We start from the raw sequence: 25,892 nt of genomic DNA, 5'->3' as shown, positions 1-25,892 counted from the left end.
TGAGTGAGAAATAGCATGACGATAGCCGCGCATCTGGGCAAGGGAGCGCGCATATTGATTCGTGCTCTTTGCCCGCGCTCCGGCAACCTGCATCAAAGGAAGAAGAAAGAAAAATGATTATCAGCCCACCGTTCTTGCCACTCGTCGCAGGACACGAAATGGATTCAGCCGATGCCGGAGACACATTCGCGCCGGATCACGACGTATGCGCGGCCGGGATGCTGGAATGTGCGCCTGGAAATGGTGCCTATCCCGTTAGCTTCAATCTGGGCTGGCATGGAGGAGTACATCTGATTGCGCCGCGTGATGCACAGGGGAACGCCGAACGAGTGCGTGCGATCGCTGACGGCACAGTCGTCTACGTACGTAAAACGGATCTCACCGAGAAGGCGGCCTTGTCTTATCGCGGCGTGCGCACCGATGACGGGTGCGTGGTCATCAGGCACACGACTGAAATAGGCGAAGGCAATAGCGCAAAGGTCACGTTCTTTTCGATCTACATGCACCTGCAAACGGTCACCGCGCCAGCAGTTGGCAATCGTGTCTATCGCAAGGACGTGCTCGGCGTTGCTGGTTTGATCTATGGGCAGCGTGGCCAGCTTCACTTCGAGATTGTGTGCGACGAGGCGAACCTGATGAGGCTCGTGGGGCGCACGACTGGACATTTGACTGCTCCTGCCGGTCGCACGGACGCGATCTATGGCGACGTGTGGTTCAAGGTGCCGAAGGGTGAAAACATCTTTCCCAACCGACCTCATCCTTATCGAATCGACGACAGTGATTCGCCACCCTGCCAGATCATTACGCGGCAGACGGCGAGACGTACCAGCCAGGAGTACGTGATACGAATGCGCTACGACAAAGGAAACTGCACGCTCACAACGTTTCTGGATCAAGGTGACAATCGCTATGTCCAAGTCGGTGAACGGACCCAGGAAGGTGCCGAATACGAATATAAGATGTACCAGGAGGCCAACCGATTAAGAGCGGAATACATTGCTTTAAATAGCGCCGCCGGTTGCGCCTATGCTGTGATTCCGCCGTCGAGCGCGATCTACGGCATATTGCGTTTTGGACGGGAGGTCAGGTCAGACAAGTTCCCCGTCAATGCCAGGTTCGGTCACTGGAGAAAAATCGATACATCCGATGCTACGGGCTGGATAAATCTGTATTCGACGGCGATCAAGATCTACAGCGACGCGGACTTTCCGCACTGGGCGGGCTGGAGTTTGATCAACGATGACGCGACGTTGGACAGTCAGTGCAATTCACCCACCGTGCGTCGCTGGCTTGACGTGAGCGCGAGCGGTCAATTGACGCATCAGGCCATGTGCCATGCGTTGCACAGTCAGGAAATGCGCGAGCGTCTTTCAAAAGCAATCTGCAGGTTTCCGACAGAATGGTCGAAATCCGGGGGCACTATCGATGCGCGTTGGGGATGGCTGAGGCAATCGAGCGTGGCATTGCCGGTACCTCTCTCGAACGATGATTTCCTTGCCCTCAAAGCCCATATCGAGGCGCTGGCGTTTTGGGAGGATATTCACGATCCGGACCTCCCGCCAGCCGGGAAGTGCTGGCATTTTCCGCCGAAAGCATTTGTGGAGAATTTCCGGAAATGTGCCTGGCGAAACCTGCGGGAGTTGGTGCAGACGCTTCCGCGTAGTTCGTCGGGCGACGCGGGTGGAAGTATCTCCTGGTCGGAGTCGGAACGACGATGGAAACGTGGCAACAGTGATGACCGTGGAGTGATGCCCGCAAACATGTTCTTAACAATTAATCGAATGTGGGCCAAGTATGGATTCACGAGCGGGCAGCGGCAGGCCCACTTTTTAGCGCAAATTTATAAGGAGACCGGTGCCCTTTTCACGACCATGGAAGCCGGCGAAGAACGTTATTTCAGAACGATGTACGAGGTCCTGACACCACAAGAGGCCGCTGACGATTTCGATCACAAGCATTCCTGGTTGCAGAGAATGAATTTCCTGCGCGGACGAGACCGTCAAACTTATATGGCTCAACGGCCGGGAGAAATTCTCCACAAGGCAAATGGTCTTGGAAACACACAACTCGGAGACGGCTCCAGATTTCGCGGTCGCGGACTTATTCACCTGACTGGAAGGAATAGCTACGATCAATACGGACGCTACCGCGCAACTGACTTCACCAGCGGCCCAAACTCTCAAAAGCTGTCTACGGATGAAACGGCAGTGGCGGATTCCGCAGGGTATTTCTGGGTCAGCAAGGTGATGCAATCGCCTGATTCAGGGGCGCTGCGAAGCGGTATGAACATCAATCGTCGTGCCGATGTCGGTATCGGCAATGCGAACGTCGCGGCCATCACGACTCCCGTCAATGGTGGCAGCACGGGACTAGCCGAGCGACAGGAACTCTTTCGGTACGTGTACTTCATCCTCGGCGACACCCCGGACATGCCGAGTGCCCCGACGTTCGTAAGACAACAGGAAAATTGATCATGAGATTGCGTTCTATTCTGCGTTTCTGCTCACTGGTTACCGCCGCCATTGCTTCGCTCTCGTTTGCGTACGCCGAAATACCAGGAATCGAGTCCTTCTCGGTGCTTCAGAAGCGTACCGCCACCATAATGAAAGCGCCGCCCGAGGAGGCGCACATGGAAAGGTGTGGACTCTCACTTCGAGTGCCCGTGCTGATAGATTTTTTCGACCGGGCGATCTGGCCGGGTTGCGTGGGAGACGCTAAAACCGAGGGTGCAACTTTGAGTATGGGGTACGCGTTTTATCCTGACGACCCCGCATGGGCAAGCAAATACATAAGCATGGAAATTCAACCCATCGGAATCGACGAATGGGTCACGCCGGACCACGGACATCACACGACGTTCGCTAAAAGCGGCGACAGCGTCGAACTCCTTCCGAGGTACAGCTTCGGCAATGAATGTAAAAATCTTAGGAAAACAGAGATCACGCCCATATACGGAACCAACTGGCACGGTTGGGTCGCTGAGGAAATCTACGGCAAGTCAAAAATGCAGGCTAAAGAAAAAAAGCGTTGTGCGAACTATACAGTCAAAAATCGCTGCGTCCATCTGGTATTGGGTAATGACAGGATGTCGGCGGAAATGCCTTGGGCATGTCTGCTGAGAAAGAAAACGACGAATCTTAAGGAAGGTTTGAGCTACGACCTTTTCATGGAGATGATCAGGTCTATCCAGTTCAATGAGCAGTGACTTAAGGTTGCACTGCTCTCGATTTGGCTGGCGGCGCCCGTGAAGTGCAACGATCATCAATCGTACTCAGCCAATTTGTGTCGCGTGTCAAGGTGGCGTCGGGAAGTTACGCCAACGTCGCCCTGTGCCGCTTACCTCGAACAATAGCCATGCGATTTCCCGCGTTCAATAGCCACAAACTTAAGAGAAGCCTCAACGCATCAGGATGACGCCCGCGATCCAATGAACAACTCAACGAACGACCCCGTCGCGACCGCCGACGCCAGAATTCCGCCAACTCAACGTCGCGCGATTCCCTCGCCCCCGGCAAATTCGGCGACCCGCCTAACCACCATCACCACCGCAAAGAACCCACTCCTCGAAGCCGCCCGCCCACTACTCCGCGCCTTAACCGACCTACCTGACTACCTCGAGTCAGACGCCATCGCCCAACTGCGCCTGCTGCTGGAGCAGGAGCTACGCGTCTTCCAGAAACTCTGCGAGCAAACCAACATTCGCCGCGACCACGTCATCGGTGCGCGCTATTGTCTCTGCACCGCGCTCGACGAAGCCGCCACGCAGACGACATGGGGAAAAGGCGGCGCGAGCGGTGTCGAGTGGATCACCAATGGTCTCGCGTCCGCATTCCATGAAGACCGGCAGGGAGGCGACAAAGTCTATCTGCTGATCGGCCGACTGATGACCGAACCGCACGAACATATCGAATTGCTTGAAGTCATCTATCGCATTCTGAGCTTGGGCTTCGAGGGACGTTACCGATTCGAAGCGGACGGCCGCCGCAAGCACGAAACCGTGCGCCAGCGTCTCTACGCAGAAATCACGGCCCAACGCGGTCCCGTCGCGGTAGCGCTGTCGCCGCATTGGCAAACCAGCGCGCAGCGCAGGCGACACTCGTTTCATGAATTCCCGGTCTGGATCACTATCGCGACGTTATCGATCATCCTGCTCGGCCTCTTCGGCTACTTCAAGTATGGACTGGTGAAGCAAAGCGCCGAAGTGCAGAGCACGATTGGGAACATCGGTCGCATGACGCCTCCCGCAGCGCCGCCATCCATGCATCTTAGGGAATTGCTCAAGGACGAGATCACTTCCGGCACGGTCACCGTCGACGAAACCGCGCATCACAGTTCAGTGATTTTCCGTGGCGACGATATGTTTCCCGCCGGCAAAGTTGCCATCAATCCGGCCATGACCTCGCTCGTCGAGAAAATTGCCACTGCTATTGCCCGGGTGCCAGGCAAGGTCACGATCGCTGGCTATACCGACAACGCACCGATCAAAAGCCGCCAGTTCGCATCGAACCAGGCCCTGTCCGAAGAGCGCGCCGCACAGGTGATGCAGTTGCTGCAGACAGCCGGCGTCCCCGCTCACCGTCTCGAAGCGATCGGTAAAGGCCAGGCGGATCCGCTCGGCGACAACAACACGCTGCGAGGACGCGCGAAAAACCGTCGCGTCGAAATTACGGTCGTGCAGTAGACGCACCGCCAGTCAAATCAGGATTGAAGAATGAAAAAGTTCCTGTCGTTTCTGGTCACGCGCCAGTTTCTCGCTGTCGTCCTACTCGTGGTCGTCTCTTTGGCGGTCTGGTTCGTTGGGCCGTTGGTGGCGTTCGGTGGACTGAAGCCGCTAGCAGGCACCAGCATGCGCGTGCTGGTCATCGCGCTTCTGCTTGCCGGCATGCTGTTGTGGCTCGCGGGTTTGTCGACGCTCGCTGTGTTCGTGGCGCTCCTTTGTCTCCTGATCTGGTACGCCGCGCCGCTACTGAGTTTTGGGCATGCTGCGCCGTTTGAGACCGTATCGGCGCGAGCAATGACGATCGCCGTCGTGCTCGTCGTGTTTATAGCGTACGGGCTATTGCGGCTCTGGCAGAAGATGCGCTGCGACGAACAGTTCCTGAGAAGCGTGCTCGATTTTGGCGGTAAAAAAGAGGCGTCGCCGGCAGCGGCCCCGTTGAAGGAAGTCAATGCGAACGTCACCAGAGCGCTCGCGCACCTCAAGGCAATGCGTACCGGCGCGCGCGGACTCGGCCGACTGTTCCAGGGCAAGCGCTATCTGTATGAGTTGCCGTGGTACATCACGCTCGGTTCGACATCATCGGGCAAGACGAGCGCGTTGTTGCGCGCGGGACTCGCGTTGCCCATGGCTGACCAGATGCAGCGTGCGGCACAGGGTTTGACGGACAGCACCCGGCATGTCGACTGGTGGCTGACGAACGACGCGGTGCTGATCGACACGGCAGGACATTACACGCGCCACGGCACGTCGTCGCATGATCTTTTGCCGGACAAGCCGGTTGCGTCTGCGAGTAAAGACAAAGACAGCAGAGCCGCAGAGAATCAGGCCGACGCCACCGCCGTCGAAACGGCCATCCATACCGACCCCGCAAAGCAGCGCATCGCCAGCGACGAAGCCGAATGGCTCGGTTTTCTGGGTCTGTTGCGCGCCCATCGTCCCCGCGCACCGGTCAACGGCGCGTTGCTGACGGTCGATCTGACCGCACTGGCAAGCACGGACGCCAACGCTCGCCTCGCGGAGGCTGCAGCTTTGCGCGCGAGGCTCGCGGATCTGCGGCAGGCATTGGGTATTCGCTTCCCAGTTTATCTGCTCATTACGAAGACGGATCGACTAAGCGGCTTTGCGGAGTACTTCGGCTCACTGACCGCCGAGGGCCGTGCTCAAGTCTGGGGCTTCACATTGCCCTGTGGCCGCGAGACGGCCGTTAAAGAGAGTATTCGCGCGCGCAGCAAGGCCGAAATGGAACTGCTCGTCGCGCGTCTCGCAGACGGCGTCAACACCCGTCTGCAGGACGAATACGATGCGGAGCGGCGTCGGAAACTCGCGGCGCTCAGCGAAGAGTTCGGCGCGCTGACACAACCACTTGGCGAGCTGATCGACAATGTGTTCGCGGATTCCCGCTACGACGGAACGCAGTCGTACGCGACGCTACGTGGTGTGTATTTCACGAGCGCGACGCAATCGGGTGAGGAAGTGGTGGCCGAACGGAACACAGTCGCTCAGCGGCTAGCTGCGTCGCTTGGACATCCGCTAAGGAAACGTGCGTTGCAGCCAGGCAGCAACCAGAGCTACTTCCTGCATGATCTCCTCACCAGACTCGTGTTCGCGGAAGCGGATCTGGTCCGCCCGAATCTGCGCTGGGAATTCCGCTTCCGGCTGCTGCGCGTTGTCGGGCATGCACTGGCCCTGCTGATTTTTGCATGGCTCGCGAGTGGCATCTGGATCAGCTTCGGCCACAATCGTGCCTACCTCGACGCGATCGGACACAAAGCCGAGGCGCTCTCAGCGAAGGTGGTACAGCTATACAGGGCGCCGAATCCAGTGGCCGTGCCCGACACGTTGACCGACGCGCATTATCTGGCGAGTTATCCGGGCCTTGACCTGGCCAAGCCGGATAGCGGCTACCGTTTCGGTCTGTATGCTGCGCCAGACGTCTCCGCCGAAAGCCGCCGCACCTACGACGCCCTAGGAGACAATCTTCTTGTGCCGCAGATCGTGAGGCGCATGGAAGCCGTGTTATCGCAAGCTATCGCGGACAGAGACACGAAGACGGCCTACGACGCATTGCGCGTCTATCTGATGCTCCATGACAAGGCGAAGTACAACGCCGCCGACGTGAAAGCATGGGTACTCGACGATTGGGCCCGCACGGACAGCGCGGCGGTGTTTGGCGGACGAGCTTCGATGATCGAGCACGTGCAGCAACTCTTTTCCGGCGCGCGGGCGGTGCAGTCGCCGTTCGTACGCAACGACACATTGATTCAGCAGGGCCGCGCGTTCCTCGATTCGAGCGACGCGACACAGCGTCTTTATGAGCGAGCGAAGGCGGCTATGCAGAACGAGGCGCCGGACGAATTCACGCTGCTTCGCGCGGTCGGGCCGCAGGCTGGCACTGTATTTACACGAGCAAGCGGAGCGCCGCTCTCGCGTGGCGTCCCCGGCATCTTTACCTTCGACGGCTATCGGAGTCTGTTCGATAAGCGCTTGCTGGAATTCGTCGAGGCCGCGCGTCATGACGACACCTGGGTGATGGGCCGTTCGGTGTTGGGCGACAGGCAGAACGAGGTTCAAAAAAAAACGGCTGAAATCGTGAGCGCCACGGTGACGGCGGATGACCCGCTAACGGAAGCCATCCGTCGGCAGTATCTGAACGAGTACGCGCAGCAGTGGGATGCGTTTCTCGGCGATATTCGCACGATCGCGGGCACGAGCCTCGCATTCAACCTGCAGGTACTGCGCAGTTTCGCGGCACCTGATTCGCCGCTCTCGCGCCTTGCACGCGCGGCCGTTCATGAGACAACGCTGACCCAGAGGGCCGCCGCGCCGGACGCGTCGTTCCTGCAGAAAGCTGCCGGTCAACTGAACAAGCCGGACAGCGCGCTCGGCATACGCGCGGAGGAGCGCATCGAGCGTGAGCTTGTTGATCATCACTTTGCACCGTTGCGCGAGGTCGTGACCGGCAGCGCCGATGGACCCATGGTCTCGCAGCCGGCGCAAACACAAGCTGGCAGAACCGGCCTCGACGGCGTCGCCAGTTTGCTGAACGATTACTACACTGCGTTGACCGTTGCGGACAACGCTCTGGCCAACAATAGCTTGCCGCCGACGAGCGACACGGCTGCGAAACTGAAGATGACGGCGAACACTATGCCCGCGCCGTTTCGCGAAGTGCTGCAAAACCTTGCGGTGCAGGGTTCGCGCGAGGTGAATCGGGGCATCGGCCAGTTGTTGTCGCGTCAGATTCAGGTGGTGGTTGGCGATGCGTGCCGGTTGACGGTGGAAGGCCGCTATCCGTTTGCGCCGGACAGCGAGCGGGATGTCAGCATCGACGACTTTACGCGTGTCTTCGCGCAGGGCGGGGTACTCGACGACTTCTTCGCGAAGACGCTTGCGCCGTTTGTCGATACGTCTGCCAAGCCGTGGCGCTACCGGACGTTGGCGGGCGCAACCGAGCCAGTGCAGGGACCCGACCTCGCGCCGTTCGAGCAGGGGAAGGCGATCCGCGAAGTGTTCTTTGGCGAGCCCGGCCAGAAGCAACTGGCGTGGAAGGCGGAGATCCGGATCGCCGAACTGGACCCGATGATCACCAGCCTGATGCTCGATATCGACGGGCAGAGCATTTTGTATCAGCACGGACCGGTGGCGCCGTTTCAGGTGAGTTGGCCCGGTCCGCGTGGCGGCGTGCATGCAGAGATCACGGCGGCGCCGCGTATCCGGCCTGACACGTCGACAATCGCGGCGGATGGTCCATGGGCGTTGCTACGGCTGCTACAAAAGAGTCGCGTACTGGAAACAGCGATCCGCGGGCGCACGCACGCCGAGTTTGAACTGGACGGACGCAAAGCCGTGCTGGACATCGCGAGTACGGGCAGCGTCGCCAATCCGCTGACGAGCAGTGTGCTGAAATCGTTCCGGTGCCCGAGTTCCATGGCCACGCTGACACTGCCCGACACCGGGCCGCCGCCAGGGCTGCCACCGGGGTTGCCGCCGGTGAGCGCCAGAAACTAGTGGCGCCGGCCAGCGCGCCCGGCGCGTGGCGGGGAGCCTGAACGCGAGGGTTTCCAATAAGAAACGAATGTGTTGGCGATCGCGCTCGCCTCAGGCGCCAGCATGAGCGCGCACGCTGGTGCGGCGCGCGTCAGTCTCTGCGTGTGTACGTCAAGCACAGCAAGCCTACCCGCGCCGTTTCGTACCCGACTCCGGGCAAATCCGCTTGCCGTCGCAAAAACCCGCGTGTATAGTTTCCGAACTTACTCTTGTTTCGTATTGGAAATTAAAGGGATTCTCATGGACGCTTCGACCATCCTCGCCGACCTCGGCATCGCCCAAGCGGCGCAAGCCGGTGACATCGCGGTTCATTCGCCCATTACCGGCGAACTCATCGGCCGCGTGGCCAGCAATACGGTGGCGGAAGTCGACGCGGCCCTCGCCAGGGCGCAAGAGGCTTACACGGCATGGCGCAACGTTCCGGCGCCGCGCCGCGGCGAGCTGGTCCGCCTGCTCGGCAACCGTCTGCGTGAAAAGAAGCAGGCGCTTGGCAGCATCATCACGCTCGAAACCGGCAAGATCCTCCAGGAAGGCATGGGCGAGGTGCAGGAAATGATCGACATCTGCGACTTCGCGGTCGGTCTGTCGCGCCAGCTGTACGGTCTGACGATCGCTTCCGAGCGCCCGGGACACCGGATGGCGGAAACCTGGCATCCCATGGGCACCTGCCTTGTGATCTCGGCGTTTAACTTCCCGGCGGCTGTGTGGTCGTGGAATGCGGCGCTCGCGCTGGTGTGCGGCAACGCGGTGATCTGGAAGCCGTCGGAAAAGACGCCGTTGACCGCACTTGCCGTCAATCAGATTCTCAAGGAGGCACTGCAGGAATTCGGCGACGCACCGGCTGGCCTGACCGCGTTGATCAACGGCGGCCGCGAGGTGGGCGCGAAGCTGGTGGCCGACCCACGCGCGTCGATCGTCAGCGCGACGGGCAGCACCGAAATGGGGCGCACGGTCGGCGTGGAAGTGGCGAAGCGCTTCGGCCGCTCGCTGCTCGAGCTCGGCGGCAATAACGCCGGAATCGTCACGCAAACCGCGGATCATGAACTCGCGATGCGCGGCATCCTGTTCTCGGCGGTGGGCACGGCAGGCCAGCGTTGCACGTCGCTGCGGCGTCTGTTCGTGCACGAAAGCGTCTACGACAAAACCATCGAGCGTCTGAAGCAACTGTACAGCAAGGTGCCGATCGGCAACCCGCTTGAAAAGGGCACGCTGATGGGGCCGCTGATCGACAAGCAATCGTATGGCCGCATGCAGGAAGCGCTGCAACAGGCTACGGCTGAAGGCGGCAAGGTGTTCGGCGGCGAACGCGTCGAGGTGAAGGGCTATGAAGGCGGCCATTACGTGCGTCCGGCGCTCGTCGAAATGCCGTCGCAAACCTCGATCGTGCTGAAGGAAACCTTCGCGCCGATTCTGTACGTGTTGCGCTACTCGGATTTCGCGGATGCGGTCGCGGCGAACAATGCCGCGGTTCACGGTCTGTCGTCATGCGTATTCACAACCGACCTGCGCGAAGCGGAACGCTTCCTGTCCGATTCGGGCAGCGATTGCGGTATTGCCAACGTGAACATTGGACCGAGCGGCGCCGAAATCGGCGGCGCGTTCGGCGGCGAGAAGGAAACCGGTGGTGGCCGCGAGTCGGGCTCGGATGCCTGGAAGGCGTACATGCGCCGCGCAACCAACACGGTCAACTATTCGTCGGCGTTGCCGCTCGCACAGGGTATCGACTTCAATATCGGCTGATCGCGTTCGGACATCGAGCATCGAGCAGCAACGCAGCGGCGCATTCGCGCGCCGCTGCTCGTACACAATTTCTTCAGCAATCCATTTGCGCCGCCCGCCGTTTCAAGGCGGCCACGCTACTCGTGGAGTAAGACGTGAGTTCCAAAGTCGTGATCGTCGGCGGTGGGGTGATCGGCAGCTCGATTGCGTATTTTCTGCGGGCCTCGGACCCGACGGTCAGCGTCACCGTGATCGAGCGTGATCCGACTTATGCGCGCTCGTCGTCGGCGTTATCGGCGGCCTCTATTCGCCAGCAATTCTCCACCCCGCTTTCCATTCAGATGTCGCTGTTCGGCATTGAGTTTCTGCGCTCGATTGGCGAGCGGCTCAATATCGACGGCGCCAAACCGTCGATCGATCTGCACGAAGGCGGCTATCTCTTTCTCGCGACGCCCGCCGGCGAGGCGACGCTGCGCGAGAATCACGCGCTGCAAAGAAGTCTCGGCGCGGATATCAGTTTGCTCGACAAAGCTGCTTTGCAAGCGCGCTTTCCCTGGCTCAATACGGATGACCTCGTCGCCGGCGCCTATGGCGAAAGCGGTGAGGGCTGGTTCGACGGCTATGGGCTCGTGCAGGCGCTGCGCAAGAAGGCGCAGGCGCTCGGCGCGCGTTATGTGGCCGACGACGTCACGGCCCTGCAGCGCGACGGCAAGCGCATCACGCAAGTGCAGACCGCGAACGGCGAGACCTACGCCTGCGACGTGGTCGTGAACGCCGCGGGCGCGTGGTCACGCAAGGTCGCGCAAATGATCGGCATCGACATTCCGGTGTTTGCGCGTCGCCGCAGTATTTTCAATGTCACGTCGCCAGCACGGCTTGAGCACTGTCCATTACTGATCGACCCGAGCGGCGTGTATTTCCGCCCGGAAGGCCAATCGTTTATCTGCGGCACGTCGCCGTCAGCGGACAACGATCCCGACGATTTACCGCTCGACGAGGTCGATCACGCGCTATTCGACGACGTGATCTGGCCGACGCTCGCGCATCGGGTACCGCAATTCGAAGCGCTGCGCGTGCAGAACTGCTGGTCCGGCTACTACGAGTACAACGTGCTCGACCAGAACGCGATCATCGGTTATCACCCGGATGTCGATAACTGCATTTTCGCCAACGGGTTTAGCGGGCATGGTTTGCAGCAAGGCCCGGCAACCGGCCGCGGCGTCAGCGAACTGATCCTGCAAGGGCGCTATGCGACGCTCGATCTCAGCTCGCTGGACTTTACCCGTGTGCTCGAAAACCGGCCGATCGTGGAGAAGAACGTGGTGTAGGCCGGTCGCGCCGCGCAATGCGCGTGATAGGGGGGATACAGGTGATGCGGAAAACGCAATACGTAGTGCGGAGATATCGTTTGCCGCTCGCCCGGACGATGGCCACAATCGACGCCGATCCTCTCTCGTCAGCCATCGACACATAAGCGGCCCGTCACCATGTTCACGTTCAATCCCGCATTCGAAGCGCCAACCGGTTCGCCGATCCGCGAACTGTTCAAGTATCTGGCGCAGCCCGGCATGATTTCGTTCGCTGGCGGTTATCCGGCCAGCGATCTGTTCGACCTCGAAGGGCTCGACGCCGCTGCGTCGCGTGCGTCGCAGCAGCCCGCGTTGTGCCTCCAATATGGCCCGACCGACGGTCTCGCCATCCTCAAAGACCAACTCGCGCAAATGATGACACGCCGCGGCACGTCGTGCACGGCGCAGGAATTACTGGTGACGACCGGTTCGCAGCAAGGCTTCGATCTGCTGCTGCGCGTGATGGTCGCTCCGGGCGACGTCGTGCTGGTCGAACAACCCGCTTATCCGGCAACCTTGCAGGCGCTCAAGCTGCAACAGGCCGAGGTGGTGACGGTGCCGGTCGATCGGGACGGACTCGACGTCGCCGCGCTCGCCACTTTGCTCGAAACGGGCACGCTAAAAAAGCCGCCCAGAATGCTGTACACCGTGCCGACGTTCGCCAATCCAACCGGCGCGACTTTGTCGCTCGAACGGCGCACGGCATTGTTGAAACTCGCGGCACGTCACCACTTTCTGATCGTCGAAGACGACCCCTACGGCGACCTGCGCTTCAGCGGCGCGGCGCTGCCGTCGTTGCTCGCATTGAGCGAGCAGGTGCCGGGTTCGCGCGACTGGGTCGTGCATTTTTCGAGTCTCTCGAAGATCGTCGCGCCCGGTTTGCGGGTCGGCTGGATGGTCGCGCACGCGGAGATCCTGCGCCGCTGCGTGGTGGCAAAGCAGACCGTCGATCTGTGCAGTTCGCCGTGGACGCACGCGATTGCCGCCGAATACCTCGCGAGCGGCGCGCTGGAGCGTCATCTGCCGCGGATTATCGAAGCCTACGCGCTAAAGTGCGGCACGCTGTGTGACGCGCTCGATACACATTTGCGCGACGCTATCGAATTTCATCGGCCCGCCGGCGGCATGTTCGTATGGGCGCGACTGACAGGCGGGCAGGATGCCTCGGATTATCTGCGCGCCTGTATCGAACGCAATGTTATGTTCGTGCCGGGTGTCGCATTCTATAAAGACAATATCGATCGGGCGGCACTGCGCCTGTCATTCGCGGCGCCCGGCGTGGCCGATATCGAAAGCGGCGTGCGGAGAATGAAGCAGGCGCTCGAACTTTTCTGACGCGGACTCACGCATCATTAGTCACAAAGTAGTAATCGCAATACTTCAAATAACCCGGCGAGCGACGCAGCTCAGCCGGGTTTTTTATGCGCCTGATTAACCGTGACGGCTTTTATGCGACTCACGCGCAACGCATACCGATTAACTCAATTCACGATTTCAGGCAGAAGCGGTTACTCCTTCAGCATCGCAATACGCGCGGTGGTTGCGCTGTCAAATACCTGAACATGGCTAACTGTTAAATACGGCCAGACTCCGGCGTTAGGTTAAAAATCTCATGTATCATCGCTGCTGCCTTTGGAGAGCGATTCCGGCGAGTTAATTCCGCGGACATCAACGTTAATACCGTTGCATCGAACCAGAACAAATCAGATGAAGATGTCGCGTAAAAAGATTGCAATCCTGGTAGTCGGTCTTCTGGTCGTGGCCGGCGTGGTCATTCAGGCGGTATGGCGTCCGTTTGCGCATCGCAAGGCGGCCGACACCGGCGAAATCGTGCTCGATATTCATCACCCGGATGCGGTGATCGACAGCGAAGCGCTCTCGCGTTTGCCACGCGACATATTGCGCGTGCCGCTGTTGCACGACGTGTTGACGCAAGACTTCGTCGACTATTACGAATCGGATAACACGCGGCTCTCCACCGAGGGCGCGCTGCGGCGTCTCGCGTTTGAACATCAACTCGATTGGCGCGACGAACTGATCCGCCGAGTATTCGACGAACCCGCCCACGTGCTGTTGTGGCACTCGCCGGACGGGCGCCTTGGCTACTGGGTGATGTCCATGCGCCGCAATGGCCTCGCGAAACTGCTGCAAGGCTTCGGTAACGTCGCCGCGAGCGACGCGCAGTTGAGCCAGGTCGCAAAGCTCTCCGGCGACGTGCCGGTCTACGCGTTGAAGCTGGCGGTCGGCCGCACGCTCCTGTTCGCCACTAAAGATGACCGGCTGGTCGTGCTGTCCGCACCCGGCGTGCTACTCGACGCGAAGGGCGGTTTGCTGAGCGAGCGGGCCGATGCGATCGCCGGCATGCTCTCATCGGGACGTGACGATGCCGCCCATGCCTATCGGTTGGACGCGCCGGGCGGTGCGCCGAAGGGACACCGCCTCGTGGTGTCGGCCAATTATTTGTCGTTTGGCTATCAGGCGTTTTTCTCCGGCATCGACGCATTGCGATTCGATTTTTCGCCGAACGCAAATGGCGCGGCAAGCTGGCAAACCTCGGCGCTGATCCAGCCGGGCAAGTTGCCGCAGCAGTGGAATAGCGCGGACTTATGGCGCGCGTTGCCGGCCAATCCGGCCGCGTGCGCGAGCTTGCCCGCGGACTGGCAGGAAGCGTCGAGGCTGCTGGGGAAGGTGGCGGATGCCGGCGCGGACAGCGCCACTGCCATCGGCGATCAACTCGCCGGTCCCGCGGCCGTTTGCTGGTATGCGAAATCCACGCTGATTGCGCCGGTATTCGTCGCGCGCGTGAAGGCGCAGGACGCGGCGAGCATCGCCGCGCTGAAGACCGCGCTCGGCAAGACCTTCGGTAATGTGATCGGTGCCTATGAGGCGAAGGCCGCCCAAACCGGCGACGCCGACGCAAGTTATCGCCGTCTGCCCGTCACCACCCAGCAAAGGAGTGCGGACGTCACCGTGTGGCAACGTCCGGTCAGCGCGCGGGCAGGTACCGCGTTGTCGAGCAAGGCGTCGTTTGCGTCGCAACTCTCGGCGGAGCGCTATTTCCCGGTGACGCTCGCACTGGCGCACGGCTATCTGATCTTCTCGCCCGATGCACGTCTGGTCGACGACACGCTTGCGGTGCTCGACAAGCGCTATCCGGCACTGGCCGACACGCTCGCACCGCAACGTCTGCCGCGCACGATTCTGACACTGACGCCTTCGTCGGCGGCTGCGCTCATCGAGCGTGAGGCTGGCGCCGCGCTGCCGGCCGATCAGGAATCCGTGTTCCGTAATGCATCGCGCACTCACCTCGTGCCGAAGCTGCATGCGCTCGCCCATTACCCGCCAGTTTCGTTGACGTTGCCGCAGAACTTGCCGGGGTCGACGGGCTGGGTGCCGGTCGAGTGGTGGTTCGACCGCGCCAGGACGGGGGCGGGTTCAGATACCGGTGGCGTCGCACCACCCGCGGATCAGCCTGGCACCGAGGGCAACTAGGTGCGCCGCCTTCGCGCCCCAAGCGTGACGCACGCGATCGGTCCGCACGTGCAGGCGCACGCGCGTGAGCGTGTACCTGTCGTCCGTGCAGCCATCAGCGCGCATGTCGCGCCCACCGCGCGCGTGGTCGCCCGTTCGTGTGACATGCCAGTCGCCGCACGCCGCACCTGGCTCGCGCGCACAGCCTCAGCGTTCGTCATAGCCAGTCTCCTACCGTATGCAAAGTACGCATGCGCATTGACCAGCACCACCGCATCGCCCGATCCCGATGCGCTCTCGCCCCAGCAATCGGCGGCGTTTCGCGCATGGTTCGTACGGATCGTCGACCAGCAGATGCGGCGCGGCCCGACGCCGCGCTGGACGCAACGCGATTGCGCGGGCCTCGTGCGCTTTGCCGTCGGCGAAACGCTCAAGCCGCACGACAGCAAATGGCTGCGCGCCAATGGCATGACAAGCCTCACGGACACCAGCAGCATGCCGCCCGAATTGCAACTGTCCGCTTCGCAGCGCACGCTATCGAATCGCTGGACTCAGCTCGACGGCTCCACTGGCGCCTATGCCTCCGCGATCGCGCTGATCCAGCGCAACAGCCGTTTCGTCTCGAAGGACGTCAATCAGGCGCTGCCCGGCGACCTGCTGTTCTTCGACCAGGGCGACGACCAGCATCTGATGATCTGGCTGGATCGCTACATCGCTTATCACACCGGCACCGTTACGCCGACCGACACCGGTCTGCGTGCTGTGGCCGTCTCCGACCTGATGCAATGGAAAGACTCCCGCTGGCAACCGCTCGACGGCAATCCGAATTTCGTTGGCGTGTTTCGTTTGGACTTTTTGACACCATGACCCGAATGAACTCTGTCACCACGTCGAACGGCTGGTTGGGCAACATGCGTCGGCGCGCGGCGCTCACGGTGGCGACGCTGTTCGCGGCGATGACGCTGGCGATCGCGCCTGCCCATGCCGACGACGAGGCATCGAGTACCGCAGCGGATAGCAGCATCGCCGCGAATCCGACGCTGCAAACCGCGCCCGCGAGCAACTTCGATTCGCAGAAGGTCGATGGCCAGCCGTTCTTCCTGCTTTCGGATGCGAGTTTCAGCAGCGATCAACTGGCGCAAGTGCGGCTCGAAGCGCCCGGCCGTGAATTCAAGGATGCATTGCAGGCTTATGGCGGTGCGGACATCGTCGTGTATCGCGTGCCGAAACCGCTCGATTTCCTGAAGGCGCAGAAGAATCTGCATCGGTTGAATGTCGCGCCGAACTATCAGGGCGAAGGGCTGGCGAATACGCTGGCCTATCTATGGGACCGCTGGTTCACCGAAGCGCGCCGCGCGTGGCAGCGCGTGCTGTCGTTCGCCACGCGCAGCAGGGCGACCGAAGCCGCGCCGCAATTCAGACTCGGCGAGCAGACCGGCAAGCAGACGCAGTTTCAACCGAACTCGCAGTTCGCGCCGCTCAAGGGTTACGACATGGTCGCGCGCTTTCGCTATCCGATCTGGGACGCGAAGGTGATCGAGCCGCCCAAGGGTGTGAAACTCGAAGGCAGCAGCAGTAATTTCATCGAGGCGAGTTCCGGCAACGTGATGATTCCGGTCGGCAAGCTGCCGCCGGGCCTGTATATCGTCGAGGCGGTAATCGGCAACTATCGCGCGCATACGCTGCTGTTCGTGTCGGACACGGTGGCGGTCGTGAAGGCGGCGTCGAGCGGCATGCTGGTATGGACCACGCGGCGCGACAACGGCAAACCGGTCGGCAATAGCGACGTGAACTGGACCGACGGCGTTGGCGTGCTGCAAAGCGGCACGACCGGCAGCGACGGCACGCTCGTGCTGCAACACGTGAGCCCGGAACGCAGCTATGTGCTGGGTACCGATCCGCAAGGCGGCGTGTTCGTTTCGGAGAATTTCTATTACGACAGCGAGATCTACAACACCAAGATTTATGCGGTCACGGATCGCCCGATGTACCGTCCAGGGGACGCGGTGCATGTGAAATTTATCGGCCGCACCTTTCAGAACGCGACGCAATCGTCCGCGCCGGCCGATGCCGATATCAAGCTCGACGTGCTTGATCCGAACGGCGCACCGGTCGCAACCAGCAAGGTGCATTTCGCATCCGACACGGGCGCGGACACGGCGTTTACGCTGCCTGCCGGCGCCACCGCCGGCGGCTACACGCTGCGCTTCGGCTACAACGGCGATGTGTACGGCAGTGCATTTCGCGTCGCCGAATATGTGAAACCGCATTTCGACGTGAACCTGTCGATGGATAAGGCCGACTACGCAACCGGCGAACCGCTGAAGGGCAAGATCCAGTTGCGCTATCCGGACGGCAAGCCGGTGCGCGACAGCAAAATATCCGTCACGCTGCGCGCGCAAAAAGTGACGATCGTCGATGGCGAGTTGCGTTATGCAGGGCTGTTCCCGGTCAAGCTGGAGCAGCAGGAACTCAAGACCGATAGCGACGGCAACGCGAACCTCACGCTGCCTGCCGCGAAAGAACCGAGCCGTTATGCGCTGACCCTGTTCGCGCAGGACGGCGCGGCGTATAAGGTGCGGGTCACGCGTGAAGTGCTGATCGCGCGCGGCGCGACGCCATACCGCCTGGCGGCGGTCAGGTCTTTCTCGCAACCGAAGGAGTCGGTCAATTTCGATCTGCAGGCGCTCGGCACGCTCGACCCTGCCGCGCGCGCACCGGCCAGGTGGGAATGGACGCGCCTCGAATCGCGGACGCACGGCGAAGGCGCTTTGAAGGCGGCGGCTGGCGGCAAACTGTCGTTCCCGGTGCAGTTCGACGAACCGGGTTCGTACATGCTGTCGGTCAAGGACGACACGGGCAATCTGCTCGCTGCCACGAGCCATTGGGTCGCGGGCGATGGCGTGAAGGCGATTCCTGGCAGCGTCGAAATCGTGTTCGATCGCGACAAGTACCGGATCGGCGATACCGCCGAAGCGCTGATCACTTTCCCCCTGCCGGTCGACGACGCGCTGCTGACGCTCGAGCGTGACAAACTCGAGCGCCGCACCTTGCTGAGCGCGGGCGGCGACTGGCTGCAACTGCAACGCGTGGCGCCGTCGCAATGGAAGGCGCGCATCAAGGTCGGCGAAGACTTCGCGCCGAATATGACGTTCTCGGTGCTGTACGTGCATGCCGGCGAATACGTGTTCCAGAACGCGGGCATCGTGGTCGCGCAGCCGCAGATCGAGCTGAACGTGAAAAGCGACAAGCCGGTCTACGGCCCGGGCGATACCGTCACGCTGAATTTCGACAGCACGCTCAACGGCAAGCCGGAGGCAGCGAATCTGACGGTGAGCGTGGTCGATGAAATGGTGTACGTGTTGCAGCCGGAAATTGCGCCGAACATCGTCGACTTTTTCTATCACCCGCGGCGTAACAACGTGCGCACGTCGTCGAGTCTCTCGTTCATCACGTACGATCTCGCGCGCTCGCCGTTGAAGGGCGCGCCGGGTGGCCCACAACGCGCGAACTACAACGAGCGTGGTGTGAAGGTGCTCGAACGGCCGCGCCGCGACGATCAGGACACCGCCGCATGGGAAGGCAACCTCAAGACTGACGCCAACGGCCACGCGACCATGACGTTCAGGATGCCGGATTCGCTGGCACGCTGGCGCATCACCGTGCGCGCGGCAGCGGCAGACGGCATGGTGGGTCAGCGCACCGCGTACGTGCGCTCAGACAAGGCCTTGTATCTGAAGTGGAGTGGACCGTCGCATTTCCGCGTCAACGATCAGCCGGCCGTCGACATGATTGCTTTCAATCAGACCGACGCGGACATGGACGCGCAATGGGTGGTCGATGGCGGTGGTGTGTCGTTGAATCAGAAGGTCACGCTCAAGCGCGGCGCCAATTATCTGCGTTTGCCGACCGGCGCGCTGAAGGCCGGTGTGATCAACGCCACGCTGCGTCGCGCGGGGCAGGATGTGGATCGTTTGCAGACCACCATCAGGCTCGACGCAAGCGGCTGGCTCGATCTGCATCAGACCACCGTCGCGCTCGACGGCTCGAACAAACCGCTCAATCTGCCGCAAGACGCGCAGGACGTGAGCGTGCGCTTCGTCGGCAGTGCGGCGAGCGAATTCGCCCGCGTCGCCGATGATCTGATCAACTATCCGTACGGTTGCGCCGAACAGACTTCGAGCCGCCTGATTCCGCTTGCGCTCGCGCACGACGCAATCGGCCAGGGCGGCAACGCCAGTTCGGCGCAAGGGCTCGAGGCCTTGCTGCGCAATCAGCGGCAGCGGCTGGCGATGCTGGCGGGCGTCGGCGGCACCTTCGGCTGGTGGGGCGATACGACGGGCGGCAGTTCGCTGATGACCGCTTACGCGTACTACGCGGATTGGCTCGCGAGCCGCAGTCTCGGCATTTCGCTGCCGGCGGACAACTGGCAACACGCCATGGACGTGTATCGCGACGCGGGAGCGAAAGAGCCGTTGCTGCATCGCGCGCTGGCGCTGTGGCTCATGCAGCAGATGGGCTTGCCGGTCGCGACGCCGGTGTCGGGTGTCGCGGCGGACCTGCTGAGCGATGCGGCGGCGTCGGGCAAGACGGCGGCGCACAGTGCCACGTACGGGGCGTCGGACAGCATCGTGTTCGCGCAAGCCGATACGCCGCGCGGCAAACAGATGACGACGCTGCTGATCGCGGCGATGGCGCGTGGTGTCAACGCGCAGTTGCCGGATGGCTTCGACGCAGCGGCCAGCGCCGCGCGCACCGCCTTGGCCAACGATCCGGCGCCGCTCGTGCAAAGCCTGTTGTACATGACGGGTTCGGATGGCGGCGCGGCTGTCGACGCATCGGCGTTGCTCGCCAAAAGCAGCGCGGACTATCCAACGCTCGACCGCGCACTGACGTTGTTGTGGCTGCGCAAGGCGCTCGGTGGCGACGTGGCGGCGACCGCGCTGCCGTCGCTGCAGGGGCCGGGTTGGACACAAGCCGCGACACTGACCGGCACGCCGCTCTGGAAGTGGACCGGCGCTGCTCGCCCCGGAGCAAGTCCCCTTGAGGGATTGCCCATCACGCTCGATGCAGGCGCGGCGCGCACGGACGTGAACGCGCTGGTGTCGTTCCGCAGTCATACGAGCGAGGACAGCCGCCTGAACATCACGGTCGAGCGCCGTTTCTACAAGCTCGAGCTGCTCGAAGTGAAGGCCGATCCGAAGAAGGGCGACGCTGAAAGCCAGTTGGGACGTTCGGCGTTCACCGCGCGCCTCGTCAAGCAGGGCGACGCGATCGACAGCAACGCGCTTTACGTCGACGAAGTCACGCTTACGCCGCGCTCGGGCAATGCCTACCACTACGGTCTGCTCGATGTGCCGCTGCCGCCGGGCGGCGATGTCGAGGCGACCAGCTGGGGCGTGGCGATCGACGGTTTGCCGGGGGCGAAGGATGGTGCAAGCGGTCCGCAGCCATTCCAGCGCGTAGCGTCGTATGAGATGGGCGAGTTGGCTTATCACCAGCCGGTGCCTTTGCTCGACCGGCCGGTGGCGTTGCGGCAACTGGTGCGCTTCGCGTTGCCAGGTACGTTTGCGCTGCCGCCCGCCCGCTACTTCCGCATGTATCAGCCGGACGCGAAGGCGTTCGAAGGCGGCAAGAGCGATCGCATGACGACCTTGCGTATCGAGTAAGCGAGACCGCCATGTATGCCGCTCTTCTTCGGCCCGTGCGCGATCGTCTGGCAGCTGCGCTGCGGATCGCGCTCGCCGTGGGGGCGGCGTGTGCGTTCAACGGTGCTGCCGTGCAGGCGGCGGTGCCGTTTTCAGCGGCCGGATTGCCGAGCGCGAAGTCGGCGCAGCCGCTGCGCTTTGCATGGTTGCGAGATGGACAGGCGCAGCTCTGGCAAGTCGATGCCGGCGGTACTGTGGACGCGTTTTCCGCAGCCGCCGCGCGGCCGTTGCCGGCGACGCTGGATACGCCGCTTGGCAGCGTGTGGAAGCTGTTCGTCTACGGATATCTGGTGGATCGCAATATCGCCACGCCGGATTACACATGCAGCGGCGGCGATCCCGAGGAAGTGTATTGCTGCATGACGGGCGGCCATGTCGACCGCGAACACGCGCTGGTGCAATCGTGTGGCCGCTTTTTCGAACCCGCGCGTCTGCAACTCGATCCCGCTGACTGGCGCAAATATTGGACCGCGGCGCACGCGCCCGGCTGGCTGCGCGACCTCCACGCGATGACCCCGGCGCGGCGCGTGCCGGTGACCGAGTTGCTCGTGGCCTTGCAGACGATGCCTACGCGGCCGCGCGAAGCCGCAGCGAACACTTTGGTGTCGGTGCTGACGAGCGGACGCGGCGAGGGCACGGTGTCGCTCTATGGCAGCGTGCTGCGCGCCAAGACGTGGACGATGCCGGACCCGGCGCGGCCCGGTGCGTCGATCGGCGGCGCGGCTGGCTGGCTGGCCGACGGCACGCCGGTCTGGCTGGGCGGACCCGGCGGTAGCGCCCGTGTGCTGGCAGCCGCCGCGCCGCGCGTCGCGCCGTTGCTTACGCAGGTCGCCGTGCCGGACGACGGCGCATGCGTGCTGGTCGACTTTTTCGCCCGCTATCCGATTCGTCAGGTGCTGGGCGACACAGGCTCGGCGGCGGTGCCGGACGGTCCGTTGCGTGGCAAATTCCGTATCGGGTTCATCAATGGCAACTGGGCGCGCGTGGAAAGCCGCGGCGAACTGCGGCTCGATCGCGACGCCGCCGGCGCGCCGCAACTGATCGGCCGCTTTGGCATGAATGATTACGTCGCACGGGTGGTCGAGCGTGAAGGCGACACAAGTCAACCGGAAGCGGCGAAGGCGTTGGCCGTGGCGGCGCGTACGTATGTCACGCAGCACGGCAATCACGATCACGGCTGCCTGCGTATCGACGACAGCAGCAGCACGCAGCGCGTCCTGCCGCGCGCGCCTACCGCAGCGGCACGCCGGGCGGCCGATCTGACCGACTCGCTGGTGCTGACGGGCGTGCCCGTGCAGTATCACCACGACAAGGCCAAGCCGGGCCAGATGAGCTGGCTCGCCGCGAAGGCCTTTGCGCAAAACGGTCTCACTTTCGACGCCATCCTCGCGCGCACCTGGCCGCAAGCCACGCTGACGTCGTTCGCAAGTCCATTGTCCGGCGACTGCATCGCGGTGGCGGGCGCCCAGGAATGGCTGCAACGCAACGTGCCGTTGTGGGCGCGGCGCATGGACGGCGCTGCGGGTTACGAGACGCCGGACGTGCCGGCCGTCTGCGCGGTGCGCGAAGGGCGTCCGTATGCTGATGCACAGCGCAATCGCGTGTATGTGTATCGCCTGCAAACTGAAGAGGACCGCATTGCGCTGGCGCATGAATATGTTCACCTCGCGTTCCAGCATCATCCGCGTGGTGTCGATGAGGCGTTTGTCGAACGCACGGCGCGTACGTTGATTCGTACCGACAACCCGATCCAATGAAATACGCGCCGCGTTCGCGATCTGCCCTGTTGCGCCTGCCGCTTGCCGTGCGGCGCGATCGTGCTCGCGCGGCGCCCGAGGTAGCGTTGGCCGTGGTTGCGCGTGATGACACGCACGGCGATGGGCATGCAAGGCGCCGCCGTGCACGAGCGCGACGTTGCTGCGAGTGGCCGACGAGACGACGCCGAACGAGCGGCGTGAAGAACCGATGATCGTGCGCGTTGCGCAAGATTGGCGACCTGATGCTTGTGAAGAGCGAGCGACTTTGAAAGCGGGATGGGAGCAGTGACGATGAAGGTCAAGACGACGCGTTGGATGAAGGCTGGCTGGGTGATGCTTGTCGCCGCTGGTTTGCAGGCCACGCCGGGGGCGTACGCCAGCGATATCGACTTCGCCGCGCCATTGAACGGCTGGCGCAATACCGGCGGTGACAGCGAGCGTTATACGCAGGACGTGCATTACCCGGCGGTGTCGGTTTCGACGCCGGAAGGCCAGTCGAAATTTGCGTTGATCGAAGGACAGATTCGCAATGCGCCGAAGAAGAAGGGCACTTCGGTTGGCACGCTGGTGGTGGATGGCACGCCGTTGCCGCAGCGCGTGGAGGAGGACGGCAAGTTCTCGCGGCCATATGCGTTTCCGTCCGGCAGCAACAGTGTCGAATTGCGCGTGCAGGATGGCAGCCGCAAGCGCGTGCAGTTTTATGATGCCTACAGCGGCAAGACAGAGCCGAAACTGCGGGTGGTGCTGGCATGGGATACAGATGGCACTGATCTGGACTTACACGTTGTGTCGCCCGATGGCGTGCATACCTGGTATGGGGACCGTGTTGCGGCGAACGGCGGCGCGCTGGATGTTGACGTGACGACGGGGTACGGGCCGGAGATTTATTCGTCGGCTGCGCCGTTGAAGGGCACGTATCTGGTTTATGTGAACTACTACGGCAGTGGGAGTGGTGGTAGCGATATGACTGTCGCGCAGATCACGATTATTACCAACGAGAACACGCCGAATGAGAAGAGCGAGACGATTCGGGTTCCAATGAGGAAGGCTGGCGAGCTGACACTCGTGAAGTCTTTTGTTATGCCTTGAGCGGCATGGGCGATGAGCTTTTGACTTGCTGCCGGCAGGGGGTGGAATTTCAACCTGGTCAATGACTTGCACGAGTCTTGCGCAGGATATCCACAGGCTTGTGAACTTTTTCTGTGGACAAGTCCACGGGGTGTGGTGCTTTTTTTGCCTTTGGCGGCGGCATGTCCTTGTGCCTGCGGCGTTGGCCTTTCCTTGTTTTCTTATTGGTCTATTAGCGTCGCCCCTGTGCGGGGCAGGCACCTACTTTTCTTTGCCGGCCGCAAAGAAAAGTAGGCAAAAGAAAGCGGCTCACACCGCTAGCTTTTAAGCGGGTCCCCTGGCTTGGAGGGGATCGTGGCCCCGTAGAGATTGAGCCTGCGCACCTTCTGGCCTGAGTGACCAGGCCGTCATGCTTCCGGCGGCGCTGCGCGCGCCGAGGCGGTACTTCATCAAACCACCGGTGTGTTTCGGCGCCTCGCCGAGGCGAAGCCGATGGCTCCCACCGCGCACAAACGAAGCGCCCGGTTTCCCTGGCAGACCCATCCGCGACGCACACAGTGCGGAGTGGGAGCGGATGACGGCTGTGTCACAGACACTAATGGACCGAGGCGTGATCCGTTGATCGGACCACTAGCCCTTCCAAGCCAGGGGACCCACTTAAGAGTTGGCGGTTTGAGCCGCTTTCTTTTGCCTACTTTTCTTTACGGCGGCAAAGAAAAGTAGGTGCCCCCCGCACAGGGGGAACACTAATAAACCAATAAGAAGACAAGGAAAGGCCAACACCGTAGGCAACCAAAACAAGGAAAGGTAACCGCCGCAGGCACAACGAAATGCCGCCGCCAAAGGCAAAAAAAGCACCAACCCTTATCCCATTTTCAAAAACTGCAAAACCAAACCCCCATGCACACCGTGCATCCAAACAAACCACGCGGCGACCCAAGCCGCCCCAACCACGATGAGATCGCAGTGCCCGCTATTCCACAGATTCAACGAATGCCGTCCAGCAATCCACGGCACGCCGAGCGGATTCGGCCAATCAGCAAGCAAATGCATCACCCCACCACAGGCAAACCCAAACGCCGGCGCAGCATAGACCGAATGCCCAAGCCAGTGATACGAGAACACCAGCAACGCGAGCCACCCCAGTCCCCAATGCGTCAACGTGCGATGCGTAATCCACAACCGGCGCTTGCGTGACCACCACGCCACCTCGAGCCAATCAGGCGCCGTGCTACCGGCAACCCCCGTGATGAAACTCAATAGCACGCCAAGGTGAAATGACCCGCCGCTGCCAATGCGTGCGACGATAGCCGCCGCGATGACGCCGGCCGCAAAACCCGTCGCGTGATGTGCTTTGTTGGATGCCATCGAAGCTCGCGGCACTGCGCGCCGCATAAAAGACAAAGGGCGGCTATGTTCGCAGATGAACAGATAAAAAAATAGCCGACAGGCGACTTAAAAAAATCGCCTATCGGCATGCCTGTCAACAACTCACCCGCGCGACAAAAAACTCAGGTCGCGCAACGTGCAATGTCAAAGCGCATTTCCGGTTCCGGTGGATCCTCCGGTGCATTCGCCGGGCGCATCACCTTGATGACCGAGCCCGCGTTATACGGCGTCAATGTGACGAAATACGAGTTGTTCGAATCCGAGCCGACCGCAAGTTCCGTCGCGCTGCCCACATTCGACATGCGCACACGCGATAACCGACCCTCGAGGCAATCGGCAATATAAGCAGGGGCGCGCTGCGACGAAAAATACATCAACGGCAGGGAAGCATCGCGTGCCGGGCCGCCGGATGAACCGCAGGCAGCGAGGAGGACAGCGGGAGCAAGCAGAAGAAGTCTTTTCATGGTCCGATCGTCGGCGTCCCCGGTCGTACACGGGAACTTGGGGCGCGGGCGAAGCGCAACGATCGAACGTGGTCACGTCGTGCTTCGCGACGAAGCCGCCGTTCAGCCGCAACGACGTGCCGGCAAGGAAGACAGCTGGACTCAGTATACCGCGCGCATACGTGGCTGCGACCACTACGTTAAAGCGTAAGCGCCATGAA

The 25,892-nt window shown here is 61.8% G+C and carries 14 protein-coding genes; 12 read left to right on the top strand and 2 right to left on the bottom strand.

Annotated features, from left to right (window positions below):
• Positions 1-158 precede the first annotated feature (158 nt).
• The 12 genes from PQR27_RS31045 (at position 159) to PQR27_RS30990 (ending at position 23,860) form a co-directional block, all read left to right on the top strand.
• The gene (locus PQR27_RS31045; RefSeq protein WP_408527391.1) at positions 159-2,471 is read left to right on the top strand and encodes a hypothetical protein; all 2,313 of its coding nucleotides are present in this window, start codon (positions 159-161) and stop codon (positions 2,469-2,471) included.
• A gap of 2 nt (positions 2,472-2,473) precedes the next feature.
• Positions 2,474-3,205 carry a hypothetical protein gene (locus tag PQR27_RS31040; protein ID WP_408527390.1) on the top strand — a complete coding sequence of 244 codons (732 nt, stop codon included), beginning with the start codon at positions 2,474-2,476 and terminating at the stop codon, positions 3,203-3,205.
• Between the two features lie 222 nt (positions 3,206-3,427).
• Entirely contained in the window at positions 3,428-4,681 is a 1,254-nt protein-coding gene (tssL, locus tag PQR27_RS31035) for a type VI secretion system protein TssL, long form (RefSeq protein ID WP_408527389.1), read from the top strand.
• 30 nt (positions 4,682-4,711) lie between these two features.
• Positions 4,712-8,728 (top strand): type VI secretion system membrane subunit TssM, encoded by a 4,017-nt coding sequence (gene tssM, locus PQR27_RS31030; RefSeq protein ID WP_408527388.1) that lies wholly within the window; start codon positions 4,712-4,714, stop codon positions 8,726-8,728.
• A 279-nt stretch (positions 8,729-9,007) separates the two neighbouring features.
• Positions 9,008-10,507: an L-piperidine-6-carboxylate dehydrogenase gene (gene amaB, locus PQR27_RS31025; RefSeq protein ID WP_408527386.1), complete on the top strand. Its 1,500-nt coding sequence runs from the start codon at positions 9,008-9,010 to the stop codon at positions 10,505-10,507.
• 134 nt (positions 10,508-10,641) lie between these two features.
• On the top strand, positions 10,642-11,814 hold the full coding sequence (locus PQR27_RS31020) for an NAD(P)/FAD-dependent oxidoreductase (RefSeq protein ID WP_408527385.1): 1,173 nt from the start codon (positions 10,642-10,644) through the stop codon (positions 11,812-11,814).
• Between the two features lie 159 nt (positions 11,815-11,973).
• Positions 11,974-13,170, top strand: coding sequence for an aminotransferase-like domain-containing protein (locus tag PQR27_RS31015; protein ID WP_408527384.1), 1,197 nt, complete (start codon positions 11,974-11,976; stop codon positions 13,168-13,170).
• A 372-nt stretch (positions 13,171-13,542) separates the two neighbouring features.
• Positions 13,543-15,327: a DUF2138 domain-containing protein gene (locus PQR27_RS31010; RefSeq protein ID WP_408527383.1), complete on the top strand. Its 1,785-nt coding sequence runs from the start codon at positions 13,543-13,545 to the stop codon at positions 15,325-15,327.
• 144 nt (positions 15,328-15,471) lie between these two features.
• Positions 15,472-16,173 carry a DUF1175 domain-containing protein gene (locus tag PQR27_RS31005; protein ID WP_408528360.1) on the top strand — a complete coding sequence of 234 codons (702 nt, stop codon included), beginning with the start codon at positions 15,472-15,474 and terminating at the stop codon, positions 16,171-16,173.
• Positions 16,170-20,975, top strand: coding sequence for an alpha-2-macroglobulin family protein (locus PQR27_RS31000; protein WP_408527382.1), 4,806 nt, complete (start codon positions 16,170-16,172; stop codon positions 20,973-20,975). The genes PQR27_RS31005 and PQR27_RS31000 overlap by 4 nt, the downstream gene beginning before the upstream one ends.
• A gap of 11 nt (positions 20,976-20,986) precedes the next feature.
• Positions 20,987-22,771 (top strand): DUF2300 domain-containing protein, encoded by a 1,785-nt coding sequence (locus PQR27_RS30995; protein WP_408527381.1) that lies wholly within the window; start codon positions 20,987-20,989, stop codon positions 22,769-22,771.
• Between the two features lie 291 nt (positions 22,772-23,062).
• Positions 23,063-23,860, top strand: coding sequence for a YfaP family protein (locus PQR27_RS30990; protein ID WP_408527380.1), 798 nt, complete (start codon positions 23,063-23,065; stop codon positions 23,858-23,860).
• 843 nt (positions 23,861-24,703) lie between these two features.
• Here the strand turns inward: PQR27_RS30990 and PQR27_RS30985 are convergent.
• Complete coding sequence (locus tag PQR27_RS30985) at positions 24,704-25,207, bottom strand: metal-dependent hydrolase (RefSeq protein ID WP_408527379.1); 504 nt, start codon at positions 25,205-25,207, stop codon at positions 24,704-24,706.
• A gap of 143 nt (positions 25,208-25,350) precedes the next feature.
• Positions 25,351-25,692: a sugar ABC transporter ATPase gene (locus PQR27_RS30980; RefSeq protein ID WP_408527378.1), complete on the bottom strand. Its 342-nt coding sequence runs from the start codon at positions 25,690-25,692 to the stop codon at positions 25,351-25,353.
• Positions 25,693-25,892 lie beyond the last annotated feature (200 nt).

Source organism: Paraburkholderia fungorum, from assembly GCF_046027215.1.
GTDB classification, from domain to species: Bacteria; Pseudomonadota; Gammaproteobacteria; order Burkholderiales; family Burkholderiaceae; genus Paraburkholderia; species Paraburkholderia fungorum_D.
Note: the sequence above shows the minus strand (reverse complement) of the source record. Positions and strands in the feature narration are given on the sequence as shown.